We start from the raw sequence: 24,699 nt of genomic DNA, 5'->3' as shown, positions 1-24,699 counted from the left end.
TATTCTGTCGCACTTTTCATCAAGTATCAGTTCATTAGGTGTTGGTACTTTCTTAAACTTTTTTAGCAAACTAGATAACAACACGAAGAATCTCCAATTTTTTTTATATACTTGATAATTACAATTATTCAATTTGGTATTTTTTCACCACACGCTAAACTTTTTGGCCGTATTGATAAATGCCAATTTTTTGCTTTCTTAAACTCTGTACACGCATCAAGCGGTTTTTTAGTTTTTTCATCGAACCAAGTTAGTGTCGATGTTGAAAAATCTACACCAGAGATATCACTACCAGTAAGGTTTATATTCAGCATTTCATTTTCGATAAATTTAGAGTTCATTAAGTCGGTTTCAATAAAGCTAACATTATTGAGAATTGAATTAGTAAAAAAAGATCTCTCCATCCTACTCCTTTTAAAATCAACATCTACTAGTTTAGATCTAGTAAAATAAGCCCTACTTACATTTTCAGTCCTTTTATTTTTAGAAGCGATATTCATAAATACAGTTTTATAGTTTCGCTTTACCTTTTCATTAAAAAAATCTTCAAACAATGAACGCCCAAAAATCTTATCACCCATCAAATTGATTTTATCATAAGCATTAAATTTTTCTACATTATTAACAAAACTTGTATTGACAGAATTAAACTCTACATTTTCCATATTAACTTCATAAAATTCAAGTCCAATAAAGTCTATTCCTTTAAACATAGTATCTTTTAAATCAGCATCATTAATTCCTAATACACTATTACATTTATCAGTGCCATAGTCATTTTCAAAGCTAACACTTCTAAAAGCACCATTATTCATATTAATGTAAAAACAACTATTTAATACATTAGCCTCAATTAAATCAAATTTATCTGACACTATAAAAACTGAATCTTTAACTAGAATATCATCAATAATATTAGACCTTTTATTTAAGTATTTATTTAATGTAAATACTAAAAATGAATTTTCAGCAGTTAAATTATGAAATTCACTTTCTCTAGACTCACCAACTAAATAGGAATCAACAATACTCAAGCGCTCTACCACTAAGTCTTTAATATTATAGTTTAATAAAAAAGAGTTTTGTATTTTTGATGCAAAAATATAACTTTCAATAAGTTTTATTTGATAGAATCCAATGTCGGTGAAATTTATTTTCATGTCCTTATTTGATAGTTTTATATCAATTAGAGCATGACTATTCTCCCTATCCCCTTTTAGAATTAAATCCTTCATATCGGGATCGTTTTCATTTAGGTTATTTAAATGTCGAGATCTAACCGATGAGGTTTTGTCTTGAACTACACTCCAACTTTTATTAATCTCATTCAATAAAGTTAACTTATTTGCTTCACGTCTAAATTGATAGTCAGAAATTGAAGTCACTACTAATAATATAAATGTTCCAACTAAAACAATAGACTTATAGTTTTCCCTAGTTATCATAAAAACATATGGAGTTGTTAAAATTATTTTTATTGATTTTCCTAACGTTATCGCATTCAAATAAAATTTTTTAGAAAAAACAATTACGAATTCACTTACTACATCCAACATATCAAGCAACTACCCATCTTTGTATTATTTAATGGTTATCTAAAAATAACCATTAAATAATCTGTCAATCTTAATTACACACTCCAGCTGTTACTCAGGGCTTCGGCCTGTTTTAGGCAAAGCTCTATGGCTTCGTCGGCTTTATCCGGTGGGTATTTCCATTTTCGCAATGCTCGACGTACTAGGTTACGTAGTTTGGCCCGTACACTGTCTCGTACTTGCCAATCGACAGTGGTGGATTTTCTAAGTTGGCCAGTAACGTATTTAGCCAGTTCTCTTAAGTTGTTATTACCTAACTCTTTCACTGCCGATTCGTTTTGAATCAGCGCACGATAGAAGGCAACTTCATCAGAGTTGAGGTTCATTTTTTTGGCAAGTTCAGCATCATTGGCCATGTCTTTGGCCATCTGAATCATCTCTTCAATCACATGGGCAGATTCAATACCGCGGTTATGATATTTGCGCATTGTCTCGGTGATTCTGTCTGTGTAGCTTTTCTCAGAGACCACATCTGTGCTCATGCGCGCTTTCACTTCATCTTTAAGCAGTTTTTCAAGCAGGTCTACCGCAAGGTTTTTATGCTCAATATTGGCAAGGTCTTCAAGAAAGCCTTCCGATAACAAACCGATATTAGGTTTCTCTAAGCCCACCAGCTCAAAAATATTATCAACACTTTCTGTTTCGATGGCGTTATCGAGAATCTGTTTAAGGGCCGAATGCTTCGCCTCATCATTGCGTTTTTTGTCTACATTGGTGCTTTTGCAAATGGCCGCTTTTATTGCATCGAAAAAGGCAATTTCTTTGGAATAGGGCTTAGCTTCATCTAACGTAGCGCAAAGCGTATAAGCCGCTCGAATGTTTGCCATGATATCTAAGAAACGGCTTTTACCATCGAGCTTGCCCTTACCTTTATCATTTTTAACTGGGCTTTCAATTGAGGCGATATGGTTCATCACTTTTGGGAAAAGTAACAAGGGCTCTTGCTCAAACCCAGCATAATCACAACCGTGCATCAGGCCATGTAACTTATCCATGTTCTCCATAAACACCGCCAAAGCTTCTTCAGTGTTCAAGGTGGTTTTGCCTTTACCGTCCGCATTGGTATATACCTTAAGCGCTTCTTTTAGCTCATTACCTATGCCGATATAGTCCACCACCAAACCACTGGGTTTATCTTTAAATACTCGGTTAACCCTCGCAATCGCCTGCATCAGGTTATGGCCCTTCATGGGTTTGTCTAAATACATAGTATGGCAATTTGGTGCATCAAAACCTGTGAGCCACATGTCTCGTACAATGACTATTTTTAGCGGGTCATTCACATCTTTGAAGCGCCTTTCAAACAGCTTTTTGGTTTTCTTATCATGAATATGAGGCTGCAGTATTTTTTTATCTGAGGCTGAACCTGTCATGACAATTTTAATGGCGCCCTTCTCAGGGTCGGCATGATGCCAATCGGGCCTTAGGGCAACTATAGCGTCGTACATGGCCACACATATGTCACGGCTCATGGACACTATCATGGCTTTGCCGTCTAAGGTGCTATTACGCAATTCAAAATGATGCACCAAATCTTGACTCACCAGTTTGATGCGGTTTTCCGCCCCCACTAGCTTTTCAAGAGCTGCCCATTTGGATTTAGTTTGCTCGCGTTTACCGCTGTCTTCTTCGTCCTCAATCACCTCATCCACTTCATCATCCAAGGTATAAAGCTTCTCGGTTTTTATATTGAGGCGAGCCAAACGAGATTCATAATAAATAGGCACGGTAGAACCATCATCTACTGCATCTTGAATATCATAAGTGGAAATCTTCGGACCAAAGACACTGGTTGTTATCTTGTCACCCTGTTCAATCGGGGTGCCCGTAAAGCCAATAAAAGCCGCATTGGGTAAGGCGTCACGTAAATACTTAGAATAACCATGGGTATACTTGGCGCTAATCACCTTGCCGTCATTATCTTTTTTGGTTTTCAGCTTGGCCTTTTCCCCGTAATGGCTACGGTGGGCTTCGTCACTGATCACCACAATATTGCCCCGTTCACTCAAGGTCGGAAACCGGCTCTCTTCTACGCCGTCAATTGTCATCAAGCCGAATTTTTGAATCGTGGTGAAGAAGATGCCACCCGCTTGGCGAGAACCTAATACTTCTCTTAGTGCTTCCCTATCATCCACCTGTATCGGTGTTTGTTTTAAGGTGTCTGCGGCGGTCACAAAGGTATTAAACAGCTGGCCATCTAAATCATTTCGGTCTGTTACCACCACTATGGTGGGGTTATTCATTTCAGGTTGTGCCAACAACTTAGCCGCATAACACAACATGGAGATAGACTTACCACTGCCTTGAGTATGCCAAACCACCCCCGCCTTACCCGAGGCGAGTTCAATTTGCGCTAACTCCCCTTGGTATATGCTAGCCGTCTTAGGCTGATTAGAGAGCGCATAAAGAACAGACTGCTCAGCCACTTCATCAAGCGTACTTTCAATGGGGGTTGCAGTTCTACTTGCGAGTATGGTGCTTTGCACCGCCGCTCTCACCGCATGGAACTGATGGTAACCGGCTACTTTTTTAATCAAGTCACCGGATTCATTTTCTTCAAAGAGGATGAAGTTTTGCACAAAATCCAAAAGATACTCAGGCTCAAAAAAGCCCCGAACCAAGGTTTCTAATTCAAGCTTATCATTGGGTCTGTCTTTTTCATTCTTGATCACACGCCAAGGTTGAAAGCGCTCTTTATTTGCCGTTAAAGAACCGAGCCTTGCTTTAATGCCATCACTAATAATTAAGGCTTGGTTGAAGATGAATAAATCAGACAATTCCTCTTTATAGGTTTGTAACTGCTGATAAGCCGACCAGATATCCGCCTGCTCGTCTTTTGGATTTTTCAGCTCAATAACGGCCAGCGGCAGACCATTAATAAAAACCAACAAGTCAGGGCGTCGATTCCCCTTAGACCCTGTAATAGTGAACTGATTGACCACTAAAAACTGATTGTTAGCTAGCTGCTTAAAATCGATTAATCTCACATAATCGATTTTCTCAACCCCTTTTGCGTCCTTGTACTCAACCTTCACTCCTTCTAACAGCCACTTATAAAAAGCACGGTTGTTCTTAGTTAAAATGGGCGTATCTGCTTTTGCGATTTGCTGAGCAACTTGCTCTAAGGTGGCGAGAGGCACTTGAGGGTTAATGACTTCAAGTTGAGCTAGTAAACGAGCATGCAACAAGACTTGGCGATAGTTATCCCGCTCGGCAGCGGCTTCTCCTGGGGCGATGTCATAACCGCAAACTGTGTAATAACCGATATCTTGAAACCATTTAAGGCAGAGTTGTTCTAGCTGGTCTTCCGTGATCATGCAACCGCACCACCATTTTCTTGATGATTTTGTACAATATGCTCTAACCAATTTTGGTCTTGAATACAACGAGATTCTGCACCAACAGGAATAACAGTGACTTTTGCTCTGTTCTCTGAACTTATACGCAGTCGCTTCACCAAGTTTCTTTTTTGGTGTTCTGCAGCCCCCTCAGTAGCCAAGCTGATCCAATATAAATGCTTACCCGCTTCTTCAATTAATTGCCGAAACAGTCCATTAATATGGCTATCGTCAATATTAAAACCGTATCCAATAACAATGATTGCATCTGCACCTTGATACTGATCATATAGGCCCACATAACGCCTCGACATATCAACGGAGGTTAAAGGCTTCAAACCACTTTGTGTCAATATAAACGGAACATGTATTTGATCTTTAGGCACGTCATCGGCATTATCAATGGTCACCACTGAATTTTTATAAGGATTATAATAGTCCTTCACTCCACCGTTTAAGTGCTTAACATCAGGCAGATCGTATCCTATCTGCTCGGATATCGATTCAACTAAATTGTTATAATTAGCTGTACCAACAGCCTCGATTTCTACACCTAATTCTTCGCATTGCTGCAAGTCATGGTAATACCCCTGCTCCGGTAGCTCTCCCGCACCTTCAAGTTGTTGAACTATATATTCTCTTGTTGCCCTTAAAAACACTACCATCTTGGTAAACTTAGCCCACTCAGTTTTTGGTGAGTAGATATAACGAAAATGGTTGTCGATTAACGATTGATAATCCAAGACAGTTGTGAAGATATTTTCTAACATTTGTTGAGCAACAGCACATATAAGTTCAGCCACATCACCATTTTCTGTATCAAACTCATGGCGCTCTTCTAGAAGCAATTCCAATGCCGTCATACCGGCACGGCTAAATTCAATCTTAAACATCCCGGTCACGTCATCAAAAATAGGGATATCATCCGGTGCTGCTTCGAATAGCTCTTGATTCAAACGCTGCACTAAGTCTTGACCGTGAGCACCAACCAATAACTGAAGGAATGCTGCTGCATATCTTTGAATATTTGCTGTATCACCACCACGTTTAATGACATCAAGAATCGCCGAATAAAATTCAGAACCAAATAGCTGTACCTCATTAGCTAATATTTGATTCATCCTAACAGCATGAGCATAAAGCTCTTCTCCAAAAGCGGTTTCCATCTCATTATTAAACTGGACGATGAGAGCCTGCTTTTCAATACCTAGCTGCTGCATTGCCCAATCTGCTTCAGTATCAAAGTCATTTAATCGACGAATGATCTCATTCTTGCGGTATTCGATGGATGACTCAATTAAACTGGTAAATTCGTTTTTACCAAATGCATGAATTCGGCTTGTCTGATACCTCTGAGGCAACCAATCAACTGCATAAGGGCTAAGGTGATTGATATTTCTAAGTTGCTCTCTCAGCGCAGTTTTATGTTGACTAACGTCCTGTCTAAACAAATCAATTGCAAACTTACCGCCTGAAGGAAGGCCATATCCGATTTCAGCACCCGCTCCAAAAAACAATCCTATTTTCATAATCAATCCTTTTCTAATCAGCTAATGCTTACTTCACCAGAAAGAAGCTTTGGCAATAGCGAATTTCTAATATTTTCCAAACTTGTGTTTTCTAATCTCTGCTCTATTTGTTTTTCGATAAAATCACCAATCATTCTAAAATTCGACAACTCAATATTCGGCACTACGCACTCAGCCTCAGATAAATGACTCCTCTTGATATGTCCCATGGTCACAGCTTTATCTGCAGCGACTTGTTGAAACACGCCAAGGTGTCGCTTTGTCCAATAGCAATAAAACCATTTAGGGTAATCAGACGAAGTAACCTTAAAGAGATGCTGATTCAACGCCACCTTTCCACCACACCAAACATCAACAACTAAAGATCCTGACCATGAAAAAACTACATCACCGTTATCCACTATGCACTCAGGCTTAATATTTGGGGATGCCTTCTCTTCGCCATCGGCAAAACCTTTCTTGAGTTGCGCTATTTTTAGAACTGGCAAAAAATCATTTTCATCTTCTGGCCTAAATTTCTGAAGAGCTAGACCATTTTGATAATGTGCAATTTTATCAAGTGCTTTAACTTCCCACCCTTCCGGTATTTCACCCAACTCCGAATCCACCAGTGAGTCTGGAAATAAAGCAGCGGTGGTTTTGAGTTCTTGATATTTTTCTGGAGGGAGTTGGTCGAGTTCAGTGAGTGGCTTACCGCTAATAGTCGCCATGGCCGCGAGTTCTGGGTCTTGACCTGTTTCTTTTGCAGTCATCTTGGCGCGGGTCGGTTCGAAGTCCACAAACCAACTTTTAAATATGGCTTGCGTCATTTCTTCTAGGGTTTGGTTGGTTTGGCGGTTGAGTTCGATTTTTCTATCCAAAGAAGAAAGCATCTTCACTATGCTTTTCTGAACTTCTATTTCAGGTAATCTAATCTCAAGGTTACCTATCTGTTGAAGATTAATATTTGGCTGAGCCGATTGAGATGTTGCATTATTAACAAAATATACAACTTCTTTTTGCTGTAAAAAGTAGAGTAGATATAACGGTTCAACTATATCTTGCTTCGGTCGGATCAATGCCAAAGCCTGATTAGTGTTCGCAGGCACATGTTTTTCTTCTACTATCCCAGACTTACCAAGATGAGCACCAGCCATAGAAAATAAAATATCATCAACATCTAACTGTGATCGTTTTAGCTTGTTGTGGATGGCTTCGGTAACGTATGAAAACTTACTACTATCAATTCGACCATCGTAACCAACAGACTCTGCCTTGATATAATTAATGCCTGATTCTGAAAACCCACCATCTTTTTTTGACGGCGTTGTGCCCTTCGTGATCTTAGATGTTATGTCCGTTAGCTTTACAATTTTCCAATCAGACATCAAAGCCCAACCCCGCTAAGTTCTTTTTAATCTCAGCTTCTAATCGATCCGATTCTTCAAATTGGCTTTTTAGCTGGCTAGTTAAGCGTGCCATTTTTTCGGCAAAGGGCTCGCTGTCTTCCCCTTCGGCAGCAGCGCCCACATAACGGCCCGGTGTGAGGACAAAGTCGTGTTTTTCTAATTCAGCAAGTTTGACTGATTTACAGAATCCAGCCTCGTCATCATAATTTTGTCCGGTTTCCCATGCATGAAACGTCTCACTAACGGTATTAAGATCCTCTTGGGTGAAGTCACGCAGTACGCGGTCTTTCATGAAACCTAGATTGCGCGCATCGATAAAGAGCACTTCGCCAGTGCGATCTCTTAGTTTTTTGCCGCTGGCCGAGGTGCGCGCTTTTTTATTCTTGGTCAAAAACCAAATACAGGCGGGGATTTGCGTATTGGTGAAGAGCTGACCGGGCAAGGCCACCATACATTCCACCAAGTCGTTTTCAATCAGGGCTTTACGAATATCGCCTTCACCACCGGTATTCGAGCTCATGGAGCCGTTAGCTAATAAAAGCCCTAAGCTGCCGTTGGGTGCCGTGTGATACAGCATGTGTTGCAACCAAGCAAAGTTGGCATTGCCAGAAGGCGGTGTGCCATAGACCCAGCGCGGGTCATCCTCTGCCACGCCTAAATCCCATTCCTTCATGTTAAAAGGCGGGTTGGCCATGACAAAGTCGGCCCTTAAATCCGGGTGCTGATTATGGGTGTAGGTACTGGCTGGCTCTTTACCAAAATTAAAGTCGATGCCACGAATGGCCATGTTCATGGCCGCTAGCTGCCAAGTGGTATGGTTATACTCTTGGCCGTAGATAGACACATCATCAATACGACCTTTATGGGCATTAATAAAATGCTCGGATTGCACAAAGAAACCACCTGAGCCCATGGCAGGGTCATACACTCGCCCTTTAAAGGGTTCGAGCATTTGTACGATCAGGCTAACGATGGATTTAGGAGTATAGAACTGCCCCCCCTTTTTACCTTCTGCCAAAGCAAATTGGCCCAGCATGTATTCGTACACATGGCCTAAAATGTCTTTGGAGTTAAGCTCTAAACCTTCTTTCTCAAAAGGTACCGTCGCAATCAGATCGATTAACTCAGCCAGCTTGGCTTGGTCAATTTGCAATCTGGTATATTGCTTGTTCAATACGCCTTTTAGTTTGGCATTGTCGGCTTCGATCAGTTCTAGCGCGTTATCAATAAGATGACCGACTGAGCTGAATTTCTTTTTAACTTGACTGTTCGCACCGTTTTGAATAGTAAGTTCAGCACCGCCGATCACGGTTTTGTTATTGTCTTGCAAAAACTGCCAACGAGCCCCAGCTGGCACCCAGAAGGTATTGGTTTCGGCATAATAATCACGGACTTCGAGTTCTGCTGCGAGTTCTTCTTGGTACGCTTCGCTTTCTACACCGCCAAAGTCTTCTGGGTCTAAAAAGTAGTCATGCTCGGGGTTTTGTAGCTGCTTTTTCAAATCAGCGTGCCTAATATCAAAGGCATCGGAGACATATTTGATAAACACTAAACCCAAAACAGTGTGTTTATACTGGGCAGCATCTAAGGTGGAGCGCAATTTATCTGCGGCTGTCCACAGCTTTTTTTCTAAGTCATTTAAAAATGTTTGTTCTGCAGAACTTGTCATGGGTAACCTAAGTAGGAGTATGTGTTAAATAAGTGAGTTTTTGGGCTAAGCGAAGGCGGTAAAACGCGGCGTTTAAATATTGTAAAAATGAAATAAGATGAATACACATTACCATACGCGCCTCCTTGCATTTCGTTCTAAAAAAAGCCCAGTACTTCTGAAGCTAATTTCACTAATCAATGAATAAAATTATGGTTATAAACCAAACCCGCTTCAGTTTTTCGTACCTTTAAAGTGAACCTCTCTTTATACGCCCCTCTTCTCCACATTTCAATTACACTAAGTTGCTGTCTTAAAAGATTTATTTAACGAAATAATAAGCGGCTTCATTTGTGGCTTTTGTTTGCTGAGTGCATTGTAAAAAAAGAGACAGATAAACTCACAATAAGCCTTAATCCTTCCTTTTTTGGTTAATTGACAGAGGCTGTTATACCTATGATTTTTGCCTTTGTTGAGTTTCATTGGTGCTTTCTTAACAAACCACTGTATGTTCAAACAGTCTTTTATTTGTTACTTTACCAACACCTCAATTTCTAATTTTTAGATAACGCCAACCAAAGGACGTTCAATGTCTCAATCCAACTCCCCTATTCTCATCCAATATTACAAAACCAAATATGCTGAGTTTATCTTAGGGGCTTATGAGGGAGAGTTGTGTATGTTGGACTATCGCTATCGTAAATCTCGCGATGCGGTGGATGCGAGATTGCAGCGTTTGTTAAAGGCGGACTATCTTGAGGTTGAGGAAAGCTCGGCTGAGGTGCCGGTTTTTGAGCAAACCAAGGCTCAGCTGAATGAGTATTTTTTAGGCGAGCGTTCTGAGTTTGATATCCCTCTGCTTTTGGTTGGCAGTGAATTCCAGCAAGGTGTATGGCGTGCTTTGTTAGAAGTAGCCTACGGGGAGACGGCGAGTTACTTGGATTTATCCAAACGGTTAAATAATGAGAAAGCCATTCGTGCGGTCGCCAGTGCCAATGGTGCGAATGCGATTTCTATCATTGTACCTTGCCATCGTATTATCGGTTCGAACGGTGAATTAACGGGTTATGCTGGCGGTTTACCTTTAAAGAAGCGTTTGCTTGATTTAGAAAACGCCAAGTTCGTTCAAGAAACTTTATTTTAAAATTAATTTTTTATTGCCGTTTTTTGTATGCAGGCTCACTTTCGTCATGTTTTGAGTCAATAAATAAGCTCATTATTGTAATTATTTGTAATAAAAAATATTCATTTTTTCTCAAATTTCCACAAAGTTTTTAACTTTCTGTTTCCTTAAGTGTGATTCATCTTAATAAGTGAATTATGCTTCATTTTTAGTGTTTTTAGCTCGTATTTTGTTGTTTTAGCTAACTTTTGTTTATCTTAATGCATTAAGTTATATGGTAAGTTTCCCTTCTTTAAGTGCGTTTTCACTAAGATATTAATAGGAATTATTCTCGTTAATCTTACTTTTACTTAGCCTTTTCTTTTCCTACCTACTTGCTGGTTACTTATTGATCTACAAACGATTTTTGTCTTTTAAGATTAATTAATTAGACTACTTCTCAAACCCACGTTTACCTAGCATTTACTTTCATATTGATAGAGTGCGAAGGAAGGCGTAAACAAGTCTTCCCGCCTCAGCATGGGGCTAAAGTGTCTTGTATATCGGATATGAAATGAAACTTAATCACAGGTGCTTAAGGGGAATTTTCAGTCGATAAAAAACGCTTTAGAGCATGCCTTTCGGGTCTTTAAGAGAGAACCTCAACCTGTGTTGCCTCTTCTCGTAAGGTACCTACATTGCGTCGAAATGCGCCTTGTTTGAGTTTTTCACTGATAAGACTGAGAAGTGGTGACTATTTCGCCTTTCCAGGTAACTCGATATGGATATGATGATAAATGTTAGAACAATTCAAACAAACGCCGTTACTCGTCTTAATTGTTGAAGACAATACTGCTTTAGCTGCCAATATTATTGAGAGTTTAAAGGAGTTTAATATTGAGTGTGACTATGCAAAAAACGGTGTTCAGGCACTTAGTCTCGCTCAGCTATACCATTTTGATGTCATCGTATCTGATATCTTAATGCCGGCAATGGATGGCATTACCATTTGCAAAAAGTTACGTGCTTTAGATATCACTACGCCCATTCTTCTGTTAACGGCCCTTGATCATATTGAGGATAAGGTCACAGGTTTTAGTGTGGGTGCGGATGACTATTTAGTTAAGCCTTTTGAGATGCTGGAATTAATTGCCAGAATCCGCTCTCTTTCGGAAAAAAAACGCATCAACCCCTCTCGTCTGGTTGTTGAAGACCTTCAGGTAGACCTTAAGACCTATAGTGTTACCCGTGCAGGTAAGCCGATATTTCTATCGCCTATTTGCTGGGAGTTATTGGTCTTTTTAATGCGTAAAAGCCCTAGTCTTGTGAGTAAGGAGCAAATAGAACAACACTTATGGAAGCATAATGCGACCCCTGAAACGGATGTCACCAAGGTTCACCTCTATCGCTTGCGTCAGGCGATTGATAAATCTTTTGATAAACCACTTTTGCACACTGTACGTGGCCGGGGAGTGGTATTAGGAAAACGCCATGTTGAAGCCAATGTTTAAGTTACGATCTCTGTGCACCATTTATCTCTTATCTTCTTTTATTATTATTTTAGTGTTTGGTGCCTTGGTGCATGATTCGGTGCAGAAAAGCTCTGTTATCAATACCTTAGAAATAAGCCTGAGGGCATTAGCTGAAAAGCGAGACAAGGATACTGGCGGCATTATTAGCGAGGCTTACTTAGGCCGCTTAACCAGTTATGACAATTGGTCTTTAGCGCCTATTAGCATTCGTGCTCAATTTGATGTGACTAAGCTAAGTGAAAATAGGCTGAGTTTAGAAAGTGCTGAGGTAAACAAGTTTACGGCTATTTTGCCTTATCGAAACAGTGATAATAAGGTGATTTACTATCTACTAGAGCTTGATAAAAACGACCTCCCGGAACATATGAATGGAGTAAATACAGGGATTCTGCTTTATATCCTCGCGACTCTGGTGCTTATGTTTTTAGTCGCTTATTTATTGGCAAAGAACATTATGCAGCCTTTAAATATGCTGGCTGAGTTCGCTAAAAAGAATGAAACTGGCACGATTGAGATCCCCAGTACTTTGGCAGAAAGAGAAGACGAAATTGGCGATGTCGCCAGAGCGCTCAACCACTCTTTACATAATATTCGTGAACAACAAGACAGAGAAAAGCAGTTTCTACAAAACGCCAGCCATGAGTTGCGTAGCCCACTTGCGACAATAGGCAGTGCTTTACATGTGATTAATCTGCGCCAAACAAAAGGTTTGGGGTTTGATGATAAGTTACTGCAAATAAAGCGCTGTTATCACCAGATGACACAGCTCACTCAAGCCCTGTTGTGGCTCTCAAAAGAAGAGAAGAGCTTTAAGACCTGCGAGTTTAATTTGTCTGAATTGATTGAGTTACATCTGCACCAGCTTGACCATCTCATTTCAAATAAAGCGATTGAGGTGGTGTTTAATCGTGAGAATATTCAGGTAGATCAAGCCCGTGCCTTGGTAGATGTGGTGATTAGTAATTTGATTCGTAACGCCTTTGAGAACAGTGCTGGCGGTAAAATTATTTTGCATCACTCTAGAGATGGCATTTCTATCTCTAACCCTATTTATACTCAAAAACAAATACCGCCCCATGGACAGCAGCATCAAGGCTTTGGCCTGGGCTTACATCTGGTTAATAAGGTGACAAAGAAGCAAAACTGGAAGCTAGATATACATGAGAGTGAGCAACAAATGGATGTACAGGTTTCTTGGTAGCCGTTTAATAACCCTTATAGAATAAAAGCGCTAAACCAAGGCTAATTGATAAGCCTGTTTGAGAGCATCTATATCAGTCAAGTAGTCTGGGTTGATATAGGGGCTTTCCAGTTGTAGCACTTGGTACATGCCCCCTTCTACCATGTTTTTACTGATGTTTTGGCCTTCTTCTAATACGCAAGATTGTAAAAAGGCAAACCAGCCTGTGACGTTTATCCAAGTATTGGTCACTAGGCCTTTTCTCTGCTCTTGGCTAATGCTGATAATGCCAGCTTCGTTAAGGCCTTGATAAACAGCATCTAGCTTACCTAAACAAGCTTGATAAAACTCACGATAACGCTGTTTGAGCTTTGGGTTATCACTCAGTAATTGGCTTAAATTGAGATGAATGAATCGGTAATGCCAAAGGCTTTCGAATACCCCTAGCATGACGTTGAATTTGTCTTCTAATGTCATGATACCTTGAGCACCTTTAGGCAGGCTTAGGGCTGATTCTATCTGGGCTTCGTGCTGTAAGAACAAGTCGTAGATGATGTCTTGTTTGTTTTTGAAATGATAATAGAGATTCCCCGGGGACATACCTAAATGGGCAGCCAGATGATTGGTGCTCACTTTGCGCTCGCCTTGCTCGTTAAACAAGGTTAAAGCGGCATTTAAAATACGGTCACGGGTTTTCATAAAATCTCTGGGCTCTTTTAGCTGGCTTTCTATTTAGCTGGTTTTTTCAATTGATCTGTCATTCGCAATGCATAGCCATCATTTTATCGGAACAGATCGAGAAATATAATAATTTAAAGTTATATCACATTATCATAGCATGCGTATTGCAAATTAGAGTATTTACTCTAAACTGACTTTCAGTATTTAAATTATCAAGAATAATAATCGCCAGTTTTATGTGGAGCGTTACATGCAACCTAGAATCGTAGAATCATGCTCGAAACTCACCGAACTTAGTCCAAGTTTGCATATTAGTAACTTGCTCGCTTCACAAAAAACGGCCTATCGTAAAAACCCGCTTCCCACTTATCAAGAACGTATCCACCAGCTTAAGCTGCTAAAACAAGCCTTGCTTGAATATAAAGAGCCGCTGATTGAAGCGATTAATCAAGACTTTAATGTGCGTTCTCGTGATGAAACCTTGCTGGCTGAGTTTATGCCGACGATAGAGTCCATTAACTATGCGATTAAACATCTCAAACAATGGATGAAACCCAGCAAACGTAAGGTGGGTTTACTCTTTATGCCAGCAAGCAATAAGGTGCATTTTCAGCCTGTTGGAGTTGTAGGGATTATCGTGCCTTGGAATTACCCTATCTTTTTGGCGCTAGGCCCTTTGGTTGGCGCATTAAGCGCGGGTAACCGTGCCATGATCAAGATGTCGGAATTTACGCCTAACCTAAATAAAGTGCTAATTAAATTATTAACCAGTATTTACAAGCTAGATAAGGTGGCGATTATCGAAGGCGACGCACCAACTGCGATTGCCTTTACCGAACAAGCTTTTGACCACCTTTTATTTACTGGCTCTACCTCGGTTGGTCGCCATGTGATGGCTGCGGCGGCGAAAAACTTAACGCCAGTGACTTTAGAATTAGGTGGTAAATCTCCTGCGATTATTAGCCAAGATGCACCCATGGTCGAGGCCTGCGAGCGTTTGTGCTTTGGTAAGTCCCTTAACTCAGGGCAAACCTGTGTAGCCCCTGACTATATTTTATTGCCTAAAGGTCGCGAACAAGAGTTTGTCCAAACCTATCAGCAAGTCTTTGCCAAGATGTACCCAAGCATTAAAGACAATGATGATTACAGCGCCATCATTAACGAGGCGCAACACCAAAGGCTCAATAACTGGTTGGATGAAGCCAAAGAGCAAGGTGCGATTCTCCATGAGGTTAACCCGAAAAACGAAGATTTAAGCTCAGGCCGAAAAATGGCACCTGTTATTGTGGAAGATGCGGATGCAGAATCTACGCTCATGCAAGATGAGATATTCGGGCCTATCATGCCGATTATTAGCTACCAAGACATAGATGAAGCCCTTGATTATGTGAATGATAGAGCGCGCCCTCTTGCCCTTTATTATTTTGGTTACAACAAACAAGAACGAGAACATGTGTTGCAACATAGCCATGCAGGCGGTGTGTGCGTGAATGACACTCTGGTACACCTTGCTCAAGAAGATATGCCATTTGGTGGCATAGGTGACTCTGGCATGGGTCAATATCATGGTTATGAAGGCTTCTTAACCTTTTCTAAAGCGAAAGCTGTACATACCAAAGGGCATTTCAACAGCGCTAAGTTTGCCTACGCGCCTTATAAAAGCCCTATCCATAAGCTCATCTATAAATTTTTTATTCGTTAGCTTTTCCCTATCTCAATCTAGTTCCAAACATATTGCTCGCACTGGCTGTCATAGCCAGTGCCTCACCACAAAAATAATAAAGGTGAATTCATGCCTCATTCTGAGCACAGACAAGCAAATAATGACAATCCTCAAACGCGATTAAGCACGAGCCGTCGTGGATTTTTGCAGTTGAGTCTCGCCTCTTCAATCAGCTTAAGCTTGGCTTCTGGTCTTGTATCTACTCTTGCTCCTGCTCTTGTTCCCGTGAAGGCTGTGGCAAGTGAGAATAGTAGTACTGAAAAGCTTGAATACCGTTTTTTAACACCCAGTTCTGCTGAGTTTTTAGCAGCCCTCTTCCCGGTTGTGCTAGCGAAGACATCGCTCAATCAGGATGAGAATAACGCCTTACTGATGGCATTAGATAAGATGATTTTCCATTTTAGTGCCTTTAACCAAAAGCAGATGCAGCAGCTTTTTGATGTGATGGCTTATGCACCTATACGCTTTGTAGCGGGCGCACCTTGGGCAAATTGGCCAGAAGCCAGCCATGAGGATATCCAGTCCTTTTTGGTTGGTTGGCGTGATAGCCGCTTTGAATTAAAACGTATGGGATATCTCTCAGTTTGTAAGCTGATTAATTTGTGTTGGTACGCCAGAAAAGAGAGCTTTGCTCAAACAGGCTATCCTGGGCCTCCTGTCAAAATCCCCACTCCCGTTTCCAATTCTTTATAGCCCTTTTTAGATTAGGTTAGCACTATGGCAGAACGTAACTTTGCAGAAATTCGCGGTATTCCAGACCCAGTTTTAAAGGGTATTAATCAAGGCTGGCGCACTTTAGATGGCAACCAAATTAGCCAAAGCCAAACACTCAAAGCAGATGTTGTTATCATAGGTTCGGGGGCTGGCGGTGGTACCAGTGCTGAGATATTGGCGCACGCTGGGTTGAAGGTCATCATATTAGAAGCAGGCCCGCTTAAAACCACCAATGACTTTGATATGGACGAAACCCGCGCCTATAAAAATCTCTACCAAGAGCACGCTGGCCGTATGAACAAAGATGGCAGTATGTCGATTTTACAAGGTCGCTGTGTCGGTGGTTCGACTGTGATTAACTGGACTTCTAGTTTTCGTACGCCCAAACAAACCTTGCAATATTGGCAGGATGAATTCCAGCTGGAAAACTGCTCTGAAAGCGAGATGGCACCTTGGTTTGAGAAAATGGAGACACGATTAAACATCAGCCCTTGGCCTGTTCCTCCTAATGAGAATAATGCGGTATTAAGCCGAGGGGCAGAAGCGCTTGGCATCCCTTGGAAGACGATTCCGCGTAATGTATTAGGTTGTTGGAACCTTGGTTATTGCGGTACAGGTTGTCCGACGAATGCAAAGCAGTCCATGTTGGTAACCACGATTCCTGCAGCGTTAGAAAAAGATACACAACTTATTTATAACGCCCCTGCTGAGCAGCTAATTTTTGATGATAAAAAGCAGAAAGTGCTTGGCGTTAAAATCAAAACAAAAGTAGGCGAACTTGAAATAAAAGCGGATACGTTTGTGATGGCAGCAGGCGGTATTAATAGCCCAGCTTTGATGCAGAGATCTGATGCGCCAGACCCAGAAAGCCTGATTGGCAAACGTACTTTTTTGCACCCTGTGGCCTTTTCGTTTGCTAAATTTGATGAAGAAATCGCCCCTTATTATGGCGCGCCACAATCAGTTTATTCGGACCATTACCAATGGCAAAGTGTGACAGGCAAAATAGGCTATAAGCTTGAAGTGCCGCCACTTCACCCCAGTTTAACCTCGGCCCTGTTGTTAGGCCATGGGCCAGAACATGTGAAAGACATGCAGTCTCTGCCTCACCTCAATGCCATGATCGCCTTGATGCGTGATGGTTTTAACGAAGACAGTATTGGTGGTTCTATTGAACTTGCCGAGGATGGCAGCCCGATTATTGATTACCCTATCAATGATTATCTTTGGCAAGGCATTCAAGATGCTCACTTTAAAATGGCAGAGCTACAATTTGCCGCTGGCGCTAAGGCCGTTAAGCTGGCTCATATTGATAGTGAGTGGTACACCTCTTGGTCTGATTGCAAAACCGCGATCGAAAACTTCCCTTATATTGCTTGTCGACCTCTTGTGGGTAGCGCCCATGTTATGGGTGGCCTTGCCATGGGTGAAGACAAAAACCAATGTCTAGTAGATAGCCAAGGCAAATACCATTATTTAGATAATCTTTATGTATTTGATGGCTCTGTATTCCCCACCAGCATTGGCGCGAACCCGCAATTATCGATTTATGGTATGGCCTGTAAAAATGCGACGGCTTTGGCGAAAAAAAGCCTAAAGCAGGGCTAAAACAATCCCAAATAGTGTCGAATAAGGCTAATTTTTCCCTCGAAAGAAATCACCATTGTTTATAACTATTGGTAAATCACATTTGTATTTTGAATCTTGACAGTGTCAAAATACATCTATAGTTTAAAGCAAGCTAAACAAAATGAGCCTTAGATTCTGGCGCTTTTGTTATCCATTTTTCTGGCCCGAGCCATTTGCCTTAAGGAATTACCATGAGTGATCAAGACGATAACACCCTTATTTATAAAACAATGAAGGTTGAGATTCAGAACCAAGTTGCCCATGTGCAATTTACTCGACCTGATGAGTTAAACACGATGAATCTTGATTTCTGGCGTGAGCTACCTGAGTTAATGCACAAGATAAATGACGAAGTATTAGCCCGTGTTGTTGTTATCTCCTCTACTGGTAAACATTTTAGCGCGGGTATGGACCTTTCTGTTTTCACCGGTGCTAAACGTAAAAAAATGGAACTTGGCCGTAAGCACGAAAACCTGCGCCGTACTGTGCAACAGCTTCAAGCTTGTTTAAGTGTCTTAGAAGAAGTTCGCATGCCTGTTTTAGTCGCGGTACAAGGTGGCTGTATAGGTGGTGCATTAGATTTAGCCGCGGCGGCAGATTGTCGTTATAGCACCAAAGACGCTTTCTTTAGTATTGAAGAAACCAAGCTTGGCATGACAGCTGATGTGGGTAGCCTACAAAGATTACCTAGCCTAATGTCATTAGGATTAGTACGAGAATTAGCCTTTACCGGCCGTCGTATGTATGGTGATGAAGCCAAAGAAGCGGGCTTGGTTAACCGTGTTTTTGATGATCAAGAAAGCATGGTGGCAGGCGTATTAGAAATTGCCGCTGAAATTGCCCAACGCTCTCCTCTTGCGGTAACTGGCTGTAAAGAGATGATCAACTTTAGCCGTGATCACAGTGTGGATGAAAGCCTTAAACAAATGGCCCTTTGGCAGGCGGGTATGTTTCAACCTGAAACCGACATGATGGAAGCCTTTATGGCCAAAACCCAGAAACGAGATACAAATTTCGCCGAACTTTGCCCAGTAAAAGCCCCATTAGAATAAGGCTATCAAAATAAAGGTTACACCCGTTTTAAACCATAAAAATAAAAAGGATAAAACATGAGTCAGGAAAATTTAGAACGTTGGCATCAGGTTGTATATAACAAAGATATGGCTCTATTAAGAGAGCTATTAGCCGAAGACGTTGAGTTCCATTCCCCTACCCTTTGGGCGCCTAAAAAAGGTCGAGATATTACTCAATACATTCTTAAAATGGTGATGGATATCTTTGAAGATTTCGAATATCAAAGACAATGGGTAGATGACCAAAACCTTGCCCTTGAATTTAGTGCTCGCGTTGATGATAAGAAGATTAAAGGCATAGATTTGATCCGTTGGAATGAACAAGGTCAGATCGTTCACTTTGAAGTTATGCTGCGCCCTATGAATGGCCTACAGCTTATGTTCGATAAAATGACTAAGCACTTACAGGATGCAGGCTTTATTCCTAAACCGTAAATTTTCTATCTTTAAAAAGCTTAAACAAAAAGAAGAGCAGTGGCTCTTCTTTTTGCTTTTTACGCGGTGCAAACATGCTCTGATTTAATTAAGCAGGCACCTTTTTAAGGCGTGCATAGAGGGCATCTTTAAGTGTGCTTCTATCATGCTTTAGTTTGTGCATTTCGTCATCGCTAATCGGTGTATTGCTTAGCTCAAGCTCACGTATTTCTTTATCTAACAAGGTGTAACGGCTGTTCTCTTGTTGAAATTGACTGTCCTGCTCACACAAAGTTTTGATCGTATCTGTGAATTCAGGAAAGTCTGTTGTAAGTAAATGGTTTTCGCCTAACATAAAAACTCCCGCTCTTTTTGTTTAAATAAAATGAATGACCTTAGGTTCTTATCATAGTGGGTTTTATCAAACTCGCTTCAAAGCCTGCCCATTTAGGTCTGAATTTAGTTGCTTTAATAACGTACTAAGGTTCGACTTTCGATACTTCGACGAAAAGCCTGATTATTTTGCCCCATAACATCCAAAGCACTATGACCGATTGATGGTAAGGCTTTGCTGTCGAAAATATTAAATATCGCTATGTCGTCTGGTGTCATATTAGATAGATAAATCCATTCGTGGGCGTCATTTACCGTTAGCCCCATGATCTGCCCGATACGATCTGGATAGATAAGCTGTAACAATAGCCAATCTTTCTCACTGACACTTTTTGGTCTGATAAAACCCAGTGGTGCGCTGACAATAGGCGCTTGAATATGACGCCATAAGTTAACAAAAGCAAAATGCTGGTCTTGCCATTTTTTCGCTTCTTCTGCCCCTAGAATGTCTTCAAGCCTTTTCATCGCACCACACGCACTGTAATCACTATGCACATTACGCGCTGGTTTACGATCTGAGTTTGGATCATCGATACGAATTGTATGGTCGAAAATAATGACTTCTTTGGCGCCAAGCTGTTCTACCAGTAGCCGACTTAACTCAGCGTTGTAGGTTTCTCGCCAATCTTGTGATTGAGTAAAGTCTTTTATTACGGAAGGACTTTGCACATAAAGCAGGCTGTCTTCCCAGAAATTAAGTTGAATGTTTCCGTCTCGAACATCCTTTACTTTAACTTGAGTTGGCGCGAGTTCAGGAGAGACTATTTTGCCTTTTTCGCCATTAGCATCAATGTGAAAAGCTTGTTGTTTATCACTGGTAACATGATAGTTAACCATTGCCGTTGCTTGCATCTTCTTCTCCTGAATTCTCTGTGCTGAGTGTCTATTCGACTTCAATGACAAGCAGTATAACTTTTTAAAATTTGATGATAATTAGCCTTTTTCAAGAAAAATAATTAAGATATTTTTGATAATAGAGATGAAAATAGTTTATTTTTCAAACAAACCATTAGAAAGATACGTTTTTGGGAAACGAGTCTGTTCTGCCATTAATTAGGCATTAACAGGCTAAGTTGATGCTTGATAGAAGAATCAATACAAGAAGAAAAGAGGCTTATTCGGTTTGCATCTAGCCTAGAGAAAAGCGATTTAACAAAAGGCTAAATTGGATCATCCAAGATAGCACGCTTAATATCGTAGCTGGTTTCTAAGGTGCTATGACCAATACTAAATTGGCTTTCAAGAACATTACGTACACGTTGTTTAATCTGTTCAGCATTGCCTTCATCTAAAACAAGGTGACCTTCCAAAAAGACTTTTTTATCGTCTAGTTGCCATACATGAACATGCTCGATATTCGCCACGCCCTCTATGGTGTTGATGGTGAGTTTTAACTCAGTAAGATCGATATTATCTGGTACAGCTTGCATGATAATTAGTACGCTCTTTCTCAGTAAAAGAATGCCATGGAAAATGACATAAGCTGAAATACCGATAGTGGCAATAACATCAAAAATATAAAGTTCGTAATTGATAATAAGTATGGCAGCAATAATGACCACAATTGAGGCAAGTGCATCTGACACATTATGAATAAATGCCACCTTGATATTCATATTGTCTTTCGCGCCAGCACTGTAGGTTAGAAAGGCGGTGATAATGTCGATAACCAAGGCGATACCTGCCACCCAAAATACAATCCAACCATTAATTGGCGTTGGGTTAAAGTAGCTGTCTATGGCTTCGAATATGAGGTAAATGCCCACTAGGATCAAACTGGTACTATTGATCAGCACACCAATAATCTCGGCCCTTTTATAGCCGTATGTCATGCTGGATGTGGCCGAACGGTTACCTATGCTGCGTGCAATCAAGGCAACTAAAATGGCACCAGCATCACTTAAATTATGTAGCGCGTCGGCAATGAGAGATAAGCTTCCTGATAAAACACCACCTATTACTTGGGCTATGGTGAGTAGCACATTCACTGCAACAGCCATCACTAGCTGGCTATTTGTACCTTGATCGTGATTGTGGTCATGACCCATGAAACCTACCTATTGAATAAAAAAGAAATGTCGAAGAATGCGTTTTATCAAAACCTAATCATAAGGCACGGGATTAATACAATGCCACTTTTCGAAGGCCAAAACACACCATCTCCACACAAAGTTCATTTTCTGAAAAATAGAAACATAAATATGCATTTTATCCCTTGCCATATAAAGAATTCTTATCTCAAAAATGCCCTTAAATTTGACAAGAGTGATCGAGTTACTAACTTTAATAAGTGACGATTAACCTTTCTGCTATGCCTCATGCTGAGAGATAGGTCTCGATATTGTTGCATTTGGATGAGTAAGTTTTCTCATCGTTAAATATTGAATTAAGGGGACAAACAGATGAATGCTTTGTCTTGTTTCTGCGCGTGTATTTATAAAGCCTTTATCCAATTTGCTTGGCATACTTCACTTGTCAGCGCCTTAATTTTATTGTCCTTTTCATCTCAACTCATCCATGCTCAAGCCTTAGAGAACATTAAAGAAAAAGGCTATATCACTATCGGTGTCAAAGCGGATTACCAGCCTTATGGTTTTAAACTAGAGGATGGTACTTTAACTGGCATTGAAGTCGATTTAGCGAAAGATGTCGCCCAAAGGCTTGGGGTTGAGCTTAAACTTGTCCCTGTAAAAAGTAGCAATAGAATGCGGTATTTGATCCAAGATCAGGCCGATTTATTAATTGCGACTGTCAGTAATCATTTTGAAAGACACAGAGTTGTGAGCTTTGTGGAGCCCGCCTATTACTCCTCAGGTACCAATGTTTTAGCCTGGAAGAATGCTAAATTACACTATTGGGAACAACTACATAGAAAAAAGGTATGTGGTATTCGTGGGGCTTTTTATAATCACACCACCAAGATGGATTATGGTGCGATTATCATTCCTTTCGATAAAACGGATGAGGCCTTATTAGCGTTACGTAAAGGTCAGTGTCTCGCATTTGTATACGATGACTCTTTTATTAAGCATCAACTACATGATGTTCGTTGGCAAAAACGGTTTGAAATGCCGCTCAATTCTATTAAAGGCACACCTTGGGGCCTTGTGGTCAAACTCGGTGAAAATGAGTTTAAAACCTATCTTAAAGACATAGTGATTGATTGGCACGCTAGTGGTTATCTCATTGAATTAGAAAAGCTGTATGGATTAAAAGCCAGTGGGTTCACAATTAAGATGCACGACCTTTACAAATAGTAGATAAAGGAAAGTAAGTAAAAATAGCAGACAAAAAAAAGCGTCTTCATAAAAAGACGCCCTAAGCCTACTATGTTCAAAAGGCTTGAAACTCTTGTATTCTGTTAAAACAACTAAGCCTGTCTCTTTTTAAGCTCGTCTCTTCTTAAAAGCGTAAAAACCTGCCCCCATAAACACCTTGATAAAGGTTCTCACCTCACTCAAATTAGGCTTTGGTGCTTTACCCTTCGCCATTCTAGCGAGTTGCTGTTCGTACCAAGTGATATCTAACATGGCCATTTTATCGAGAGACCTCACCCCCGTTGTCAGTACTTTAAGCTCTTGCTTATGGTTAACATCGACTAACAGCTTGTTAGGAAAATCTGGATCTACCGCTGTCGTTCGGGCAATACCGATAAAGTCTGTCGCACCTGTATCTAATGCAGCTTGCATACCTTGAGCAGAGCGAAAACCACCCGTTAGCACAAGCGGTGTATCCACCAGCTCACGCACCTTCTCAATATAATCTAAGAAATAAGCTTCACGTTTTAGGGTCGATTCTTTGGCTTTGTGTCCCATCATTGAAGGACTTTCATAAGTGCCACCAGACACCTCGATTAGATCAATGCCAGCTTGAGCTAAGCTTTTCACCACTTGCATTGAATCTTCTTCTGTAAAGCCGCCTTTCATGAAGTCGGCGGAATTAAGCTTGATACCAATTGGGAAGTTATTGCCCACTTTGCGTCTTATTGCGTGGTAAACCGCCAAGACAAAACGCATGCGGTTTTCAATACTGCCGCCCCACTGGTCTTGTCTTTGATTGTGTCTTGGGGATAAAAACTGGCTTACAAGATAACCGTGTGCACCGTGAATTTGCACACCACTAAAACCTGCATTTTTAGCCAGTTCAGCACTGGTCGCAAATTTTTTGATAATGCCTTCTATTTCAATTTCGCTTAGTTCGCGGGGTTTGTTAAAGCCTTTTTCTAACCCCCCTTCTAAGGCAATGGCTGAAGGGGCGACGGGTTCTTCACAAATAAATTTTGGGATCTGCTTACCTGGGTGATTAAGTTGAACCCAAAGATGAGAGCCGTTTTCTTGGCCAGCTTTCGCCCAAGCTTTGAACTGAACAAGATCTGATTTTTCATCCAATACGACATTTTTAGGTTCACCTAGGGCATTTCTATCTATCATGATATTGCCTGTCATAGATAAGCCAATGCCCCCTTGCGCCCAGCGGCTGTAAAGCATAGCCAGCCCTGGAATAGGATTGTGTTCTTTATCACCCAGCTGCTCACTCATGGCAGACTTGAAAAAACGATTTTTGATTGTCTGACCGCCTGCTAAGGTGAAGCTGTCGCCAAGTCCATTTAGCCCTTGCTCTTTCGTTTGTGTGTTTTGCATTTACTTCTCCAATATTATTAGACCGGTCGTCTTTTAACTGTGTAAATAAAAAGCCCCACGGGCTTTTATTTATTTTATTAATAAGTCTTTAGGGAGCCTGCGATTAAGTCACCTCTTCTC

At 40.8% G+C, this 24,699-nt stretch carries 19 protein-coding genes; 9 read left to right on the top strand and 10 right to left on the bottom strand.

Annotation, left to right across the window (positions count from 1 at the left end; translation table 11 throughout):
• Positions 1 to 128 precede the first annotated feature (128 nt).
• The 5 genes from OA91_RS23570 to OA91_RS23550 all read right to left on the bottom strand — a co-directional run bounded on the left by OA91_RS23570 (position 129) and on the right by OA91_RS23550 (position 9,519).
• The gene (locus tag OA91_RS23570; protein WP_157203810.1) at positions 129 to 1,556 is read right to left on the bottom strand and encodes a pentapeptide repeat-containing protein; all 1,428 of its coding nucleotides are present in this window, start codon (positions 1,554 to 1,556) and stop codon (positions 129 to 131) included.
• A gap of 74 nt (positions 1,557 to 1,630) precedes the next feature.
• Positions 1,631 to 4,912 carry a type I restriction endonuclease subunit R gene (locus tag OA91_RS23565; protein ID WP_063337841.1) on the bottom strand — a complete coding sequence of 1,094 codons (3,282 nt, stop codon included), beginning with the start codon at positions 4,910 to 4,912 and terminating at the stop codon, positions 1,631 to 1,633.
• Complete coding sequence (locus tag OA91_RS23560) at positions 4,909 to 6,462, bottom strand: hypothetical protein (protein ID WP_063337842.1); 1,554 nt, start codon at positions 6,460 to 6,462, stop codon at positions 4,909 to 4,911. Before OA91_RS23560 ends, OA91_RS23565 begins: the two co-directional genes overlap by 4 nt.
• A gap of 17 nt (positions 6,463 to 6,479) precedes the next feature.
• Positions 6,480 to 7,829, bottom strand: coding sequence for a restriction endonuclease subunit S (locus OA91_RS23555; protein WP_063337843.1), 1,350 nt, complete (start codon positions 7,827 to 7,829; stop codon positions 6,480 to 6,482).
• On the bottom strand, positions 7,822 to 9,519 hold the full coding sequence (locus tag OA91_RS23550) for a class I SAM-dependent DNA methyltransferase (protein ID WP_063337844.1): 1,698 nt from the start codon (positions 9,517 to 9,519) through the stop codon (positions 7,822 to 7,824). The genes OA91_RS23555 and OA91_RS23550 overlap by 8 nt, the downstream gene beginning before the upstream one ends.
• Positions 9,520 to 10,087: 568 nt before the next feature.
• Between OA91_RS23550 and OA91_RS23540 the strand changes: the two genes are divergently transcribed.
• The 3 genes from OA91_RS23540 to OA91_RS23530 all read left to right on the top strand — a co-directional run bounded on the left by OA91_RS23540 (position 10,088) and on the right by OA91_RS23530 (position 13,333).
• Positions 10,088 to 10,642 carry a methylated-DNA--[protein]-cysteine S-methyltransferase gene (locus OA91_RS23540; RefSeq protein ID WP_063337846.1) on the top strand — a complete coding sequence of 185 codons (555 nt, stop codon included), beginning with the start codon at positions 10,088 to 10,090 and terminating at the stop codon, positions 10,640 to 10,642.
• A gap of 755 nt (positions 10,643 to 11,397) precedes the next feature.
• Entirely contained in the window at positions 11,398 to 12,111 is a 714-nt protein-coding gene (locus tag OA91_RS23535; protein WP_063337847.1) for a response regulator transcription factor, read from the top strand.
• On the top strand, positions 12,092 to 13,333 hold the full coding sequence (locus OA91_RS23530; protein WP_046019408.1) for a sensor histidine kinase: 1,242 nt from the start codon (positions 12,092 to 12,094) through the stop codon (positions 13,331 to 13,333). Before OA91_RS23535 ends, OA91_RS23530 begins: the two co-directional genes overlap by 20 nt.
• 30 nt (positions 13,334 to 13,363) lie before the next feature.
• Here the strand turns inward: OA91_RS23530 and OA91_RS23525 are convergent, their stop codons facing one another.
• Positions 13,364 to 14,011, bottom strand: coding sequence for a TetR/AcrR family transcriptional regulator (locus OA91_RS23525; RefSeq protein ID WP_063337848.1), 648 nt, complete (start codon positions 14,009 to 14,011; stop codon positions 13,364 to 13,366).
• Between the two features lie 232 nt (positions 14,012 to 14,243).
• Between OA91_RS23525 and OA91_RS23520 the strand changes: the two genes are divergently transcribed.
• The 5 genes from OA91_RS23520 (at position 14,244) to OA91_RS23500 (ending at position 19,567) form a co-directional block, all read left to right on the top strand.
• Positions 14,244 to 15,695, top strand: a complete 1,452-nt coding sequence (locus tag OA91_RS23520; RefSeq protein WP_063337849.1) for a coniferyl aldehyde dehydrogenase — start codon at positions 14,244 to 14,246, stop codon at positions 15,693 to 15,695.
• Positions 15,696 to 15,785: 90 nt separating this feature from the next.
• Positions 15,786 to 16,409, top strand: a complete 624-nt coding sequence (locus tag OA91_RS23515) for a hypothetical protein (RefSeq protein WP_063337850.1) — start codon at positions 15,786 to 15,788, stop codon at positions 16,407 to 16,409.
• A gap of 24 nt (positions 16,410 to 16,433) precedes the next feature.
• Positions 16,434 to 18,038, top strand: coding sequence for a GMC family oxidoreductase (locus OA91_RS23510; RefSeq protein ID WP_063337851.1), 1,605 nt, complete (start codon positions 16,434 to 16,436; stop codon positions 18,036 to 18,038).
• A 212-nt stretch (positions 18,039 to 18,250) separates the two neighbouring features.
• Positions 18,251 to 19,111 (top strand): crotonase/enoyl-CoA hydratase family protein, encoded by an 861-nt coding sequence (locus tag OA91_RS23505; protein ID WP_063337852.1) that lies wholly within the window; start codon positions 18,251 to 18,253, stop codon positions 19,109 to 19,111.
• Positions 19,112 to 19,168: 57 nt separating this feature from the next.
• Positions 19,169 to 19,567 carry a nuclear transport factor 2 family protein gene (locus tag OA91_RS23500; RefSeq protein ID WP_046019413.1) on the top strand — a complete coding sequence of 133 codons (399 nt, stop codon included), beginning with the start codon at positions 19,169 to 19,171 and terminating at the stop codon, positions 19,565 to 19,567.
• Positions 19,568 to 19,655: 88 nt separating this feature from the next.
• Here the strand turns inward: OA91_RS23500 and OA91_RS23495 are convergent, their stop codons facing one another.
• The 3 genes from OA91_RS23495 to OA91_RS23485 form a co-directional block, all read right to left on the bottom strand.
• Positions 19,656 to 19,901 (bottom strand): YdcH family protein, encoded by a 246-nt coding sequence (locus tag OA91_RS23495; RefSeq protein WP_046019414.1) that lies wholly within the window; start codon positions 19,899 to 19,901, stop codon positions 19,656 to 19,658.
• 113 nt (positions 19,902 to 20,014) lie between these two features.
• Entirely contained in the window at positions 20,015 to 20,791 is a 777-nt protein-coding gene (locus OA91_RS23490; protein WP_063337853.1) for a CmcJ/NvfI family oxidoreductase, read from the bottom strand.
• A 308-nt stretch (positions 20,792 to 21,099) separates the two neighbouring features.
• Positions 21,100 to 21,987: a cation diffusion facilitator family transporter gene (locus OA91_RS23485; protein ID WP_063337854.1), complete on the bottom strand. Its 888-nt coding sequence runs from the start codon at positions 21,985 to 21,987 to the stop codon at positions 21,100 to 21,102.
• Positions 21,988 to 22,341: 354 nt separating this feature from the next.
• On the opposite strand from OA91_RS23485, the gene OA91_RS23475 reads away from it, so the two are divergent.
• Complete coding sequence (locus tag OA91_RS23475; protein WP_082828102.1) at positions 22,342 to 23,196, top strand: transporter substrate-binding domain-containing protein; 855 nt, start codon at positions 22,342 to 22,344, stop codon at positions 23,194 to 23,196.
• 129 nt (positions 23,197 to 23,325) lie between these two features.
• On the opposite strand, the gene OA91_RS23470 is transcribed toward OA91_RS23475, so the two are convergent.
• A complete protein-coding gene (locus tag OA91_RS23470; protein WP_063337856.1) occupies positions 23,326 to 24,579 on the bottom strand; it encodes an NADH:flavin oxidoreductase/NADH oxidase family protein in 1,254 nt (417 codons plus the stop codon).
• Positions 24,580 to 24,699 lie beyond the last annotated feature (120 nt).

This window comes from Marinomonas sp. SBI8L (assembly GCF_001624705.1).
Classification (GTDB): Bacteria; Pseudomonadota; Gammaproteobacteria; order Pseudomonadales; family Marinomonadaceae; genus Marinomonas.
This window is presented reverse-complemented; position numbering and strand designations above follow the sequence as displayed.

What these genes read in the sequence shown, in the direction of transcription:
- OA91_RS23570 (WP_157203810.1), bottom strand. Translation starts at nt 1,556, where the DNA reads ATGTTGGATGTAGTAAGTGAATTCGTAATTGTTTTTTCTAAAAAATTT.
- OA91_RS23565 (WP_063337841.1), bottom strand. Translation starts at nt 4,912, where the DNA reads ATGATCACGGAAGACCAGCTAGAACAACTCTGCCTTAAATGGTTTCAA.
- OA91_RS23560 (WP_063337842.1), bottom strand. Translation starts at nt 6,462, where the DNA reads ATGAAAATAGGATTGTTTTTTGGAGCGGGTGCTGAAATCGGATATGGC.
- OA91_RS23555 (WP_063337843.1), bottom strand. Translation starts at nt 7,829, where the DNA reads ATGTCTGATTGGAAAATTGTAAAGCTAACGGACATAACATCTAAGATC.
- OA91_RS23550 (WP_063337844.1), bottom strand. Translation starts at nt 9,519, where the DNA reads ATGACAAGTTCTGCAGAACAAACATTTTTAAATGACTTAGAAAAAAAG.
- OA91_RS23540 (WP_063337846.1), top strand. Translation starts at nt 10,088, where the DNA reads ATGTCTCAATCCAACTCCCCTATTCTCATCCAATATTACAAAACCAAA.
- OA91_RS23535 (WP_063337847.1), top strand. Translation starts at nt 11,398, where the DNA reads ATGTTAGAACAATTCAAACAAACGCCGTTACTCGTCTTAATTGTTGAA.
- OA91_RS23530 (WP_046019408.1), top strand. Translation starts at nt 12,092, where the DNA reads ATGTTGAAGCCAATGTTTAAGTTACGATCTCTGTGCACCATTTATCTC.
- OA91_RS23525 (WP_063337848.1), bottom strand. Translation starts at nt 14,011, where the DNA reads ATGAAAACCCGTGACCGTATTTTAAATGCCGCTTTAACCTTGTTTAAC.
- OA91_RS23520 (WP_063337849.1), top strand. Translation starts at nt 14,244, where the DNA reads ATGCAACCTAGAATCGTAGAATCATGCTCGAAACTCACCGAACTTAGT.
- OA91_RS23515 (WP_063337850.1), top strand. Translation starts at nt 15,786, where the DNA reads ATGCCTCATTCTGAGCACAGACAAGCAAATAATGACAATCCTCAAACG.
- OA91_RS23510 (WP_063337851.1), top strand. Translation starts at nt 16,434, where the DNA reads ATGGCAGAACGTAACTTTGCAGAAATTCGCGGTATTCCAGACCCAGTT.
- OA91_RS23505 (WP_063337852.1), top strand. Translation starts at nt 18,251, where the DNA reads ATGAGTGATCAAGACGATAACACCCTTATTTATAAAACAATGAAGGTT.
- OA91_RS23500 (WP_046019413.1), top strand. Translation starts at nt 19,169, where the DNA reads ATGAGTCAGGAAAATTTAGAACGTTGGCATCAGGTTGTATATAACAAA.
- OA91_RS23495 (WP_046019414.1), bottom strand. Translation starts at nt 19,901, where the DNA reads ATGTTAGGCGAAAACCATTTACTTACAACAGACTTTCCTGAATTCACA.
- OA91_RS23490 (WP_063337853.1), bottom strand. Translation starts at nt 20,791, where the DNA reads ATGCAAGCAACGGCAATGGTTAACTATCATGTTACCAGTGATAAACAA.
- OA91_RS23485 (WP_063337854.1), bottom strand. Translation starts at nt 21,987, where the DNA reads ATGGGTCATGACCACAATCACGATCAAGGTACAAATAGCCAGCTAGTG.
- OA91_RS23475 (WP_082828102.1), top strand. Translation starts at nt 22,342, where the DNA reads ATGAATGCTTTGTCTTGTTTCTGCGCGTGTATTTATAAAGCCTTTATC.
- OA91_RS23470 (WP_063337856.1), bottom strand. Translation starts at nt 24,579, where the DNA reads ATGCAAAACACACAAACGAAAGAGCAAGGGCTAAATGGACTTGGCGAC.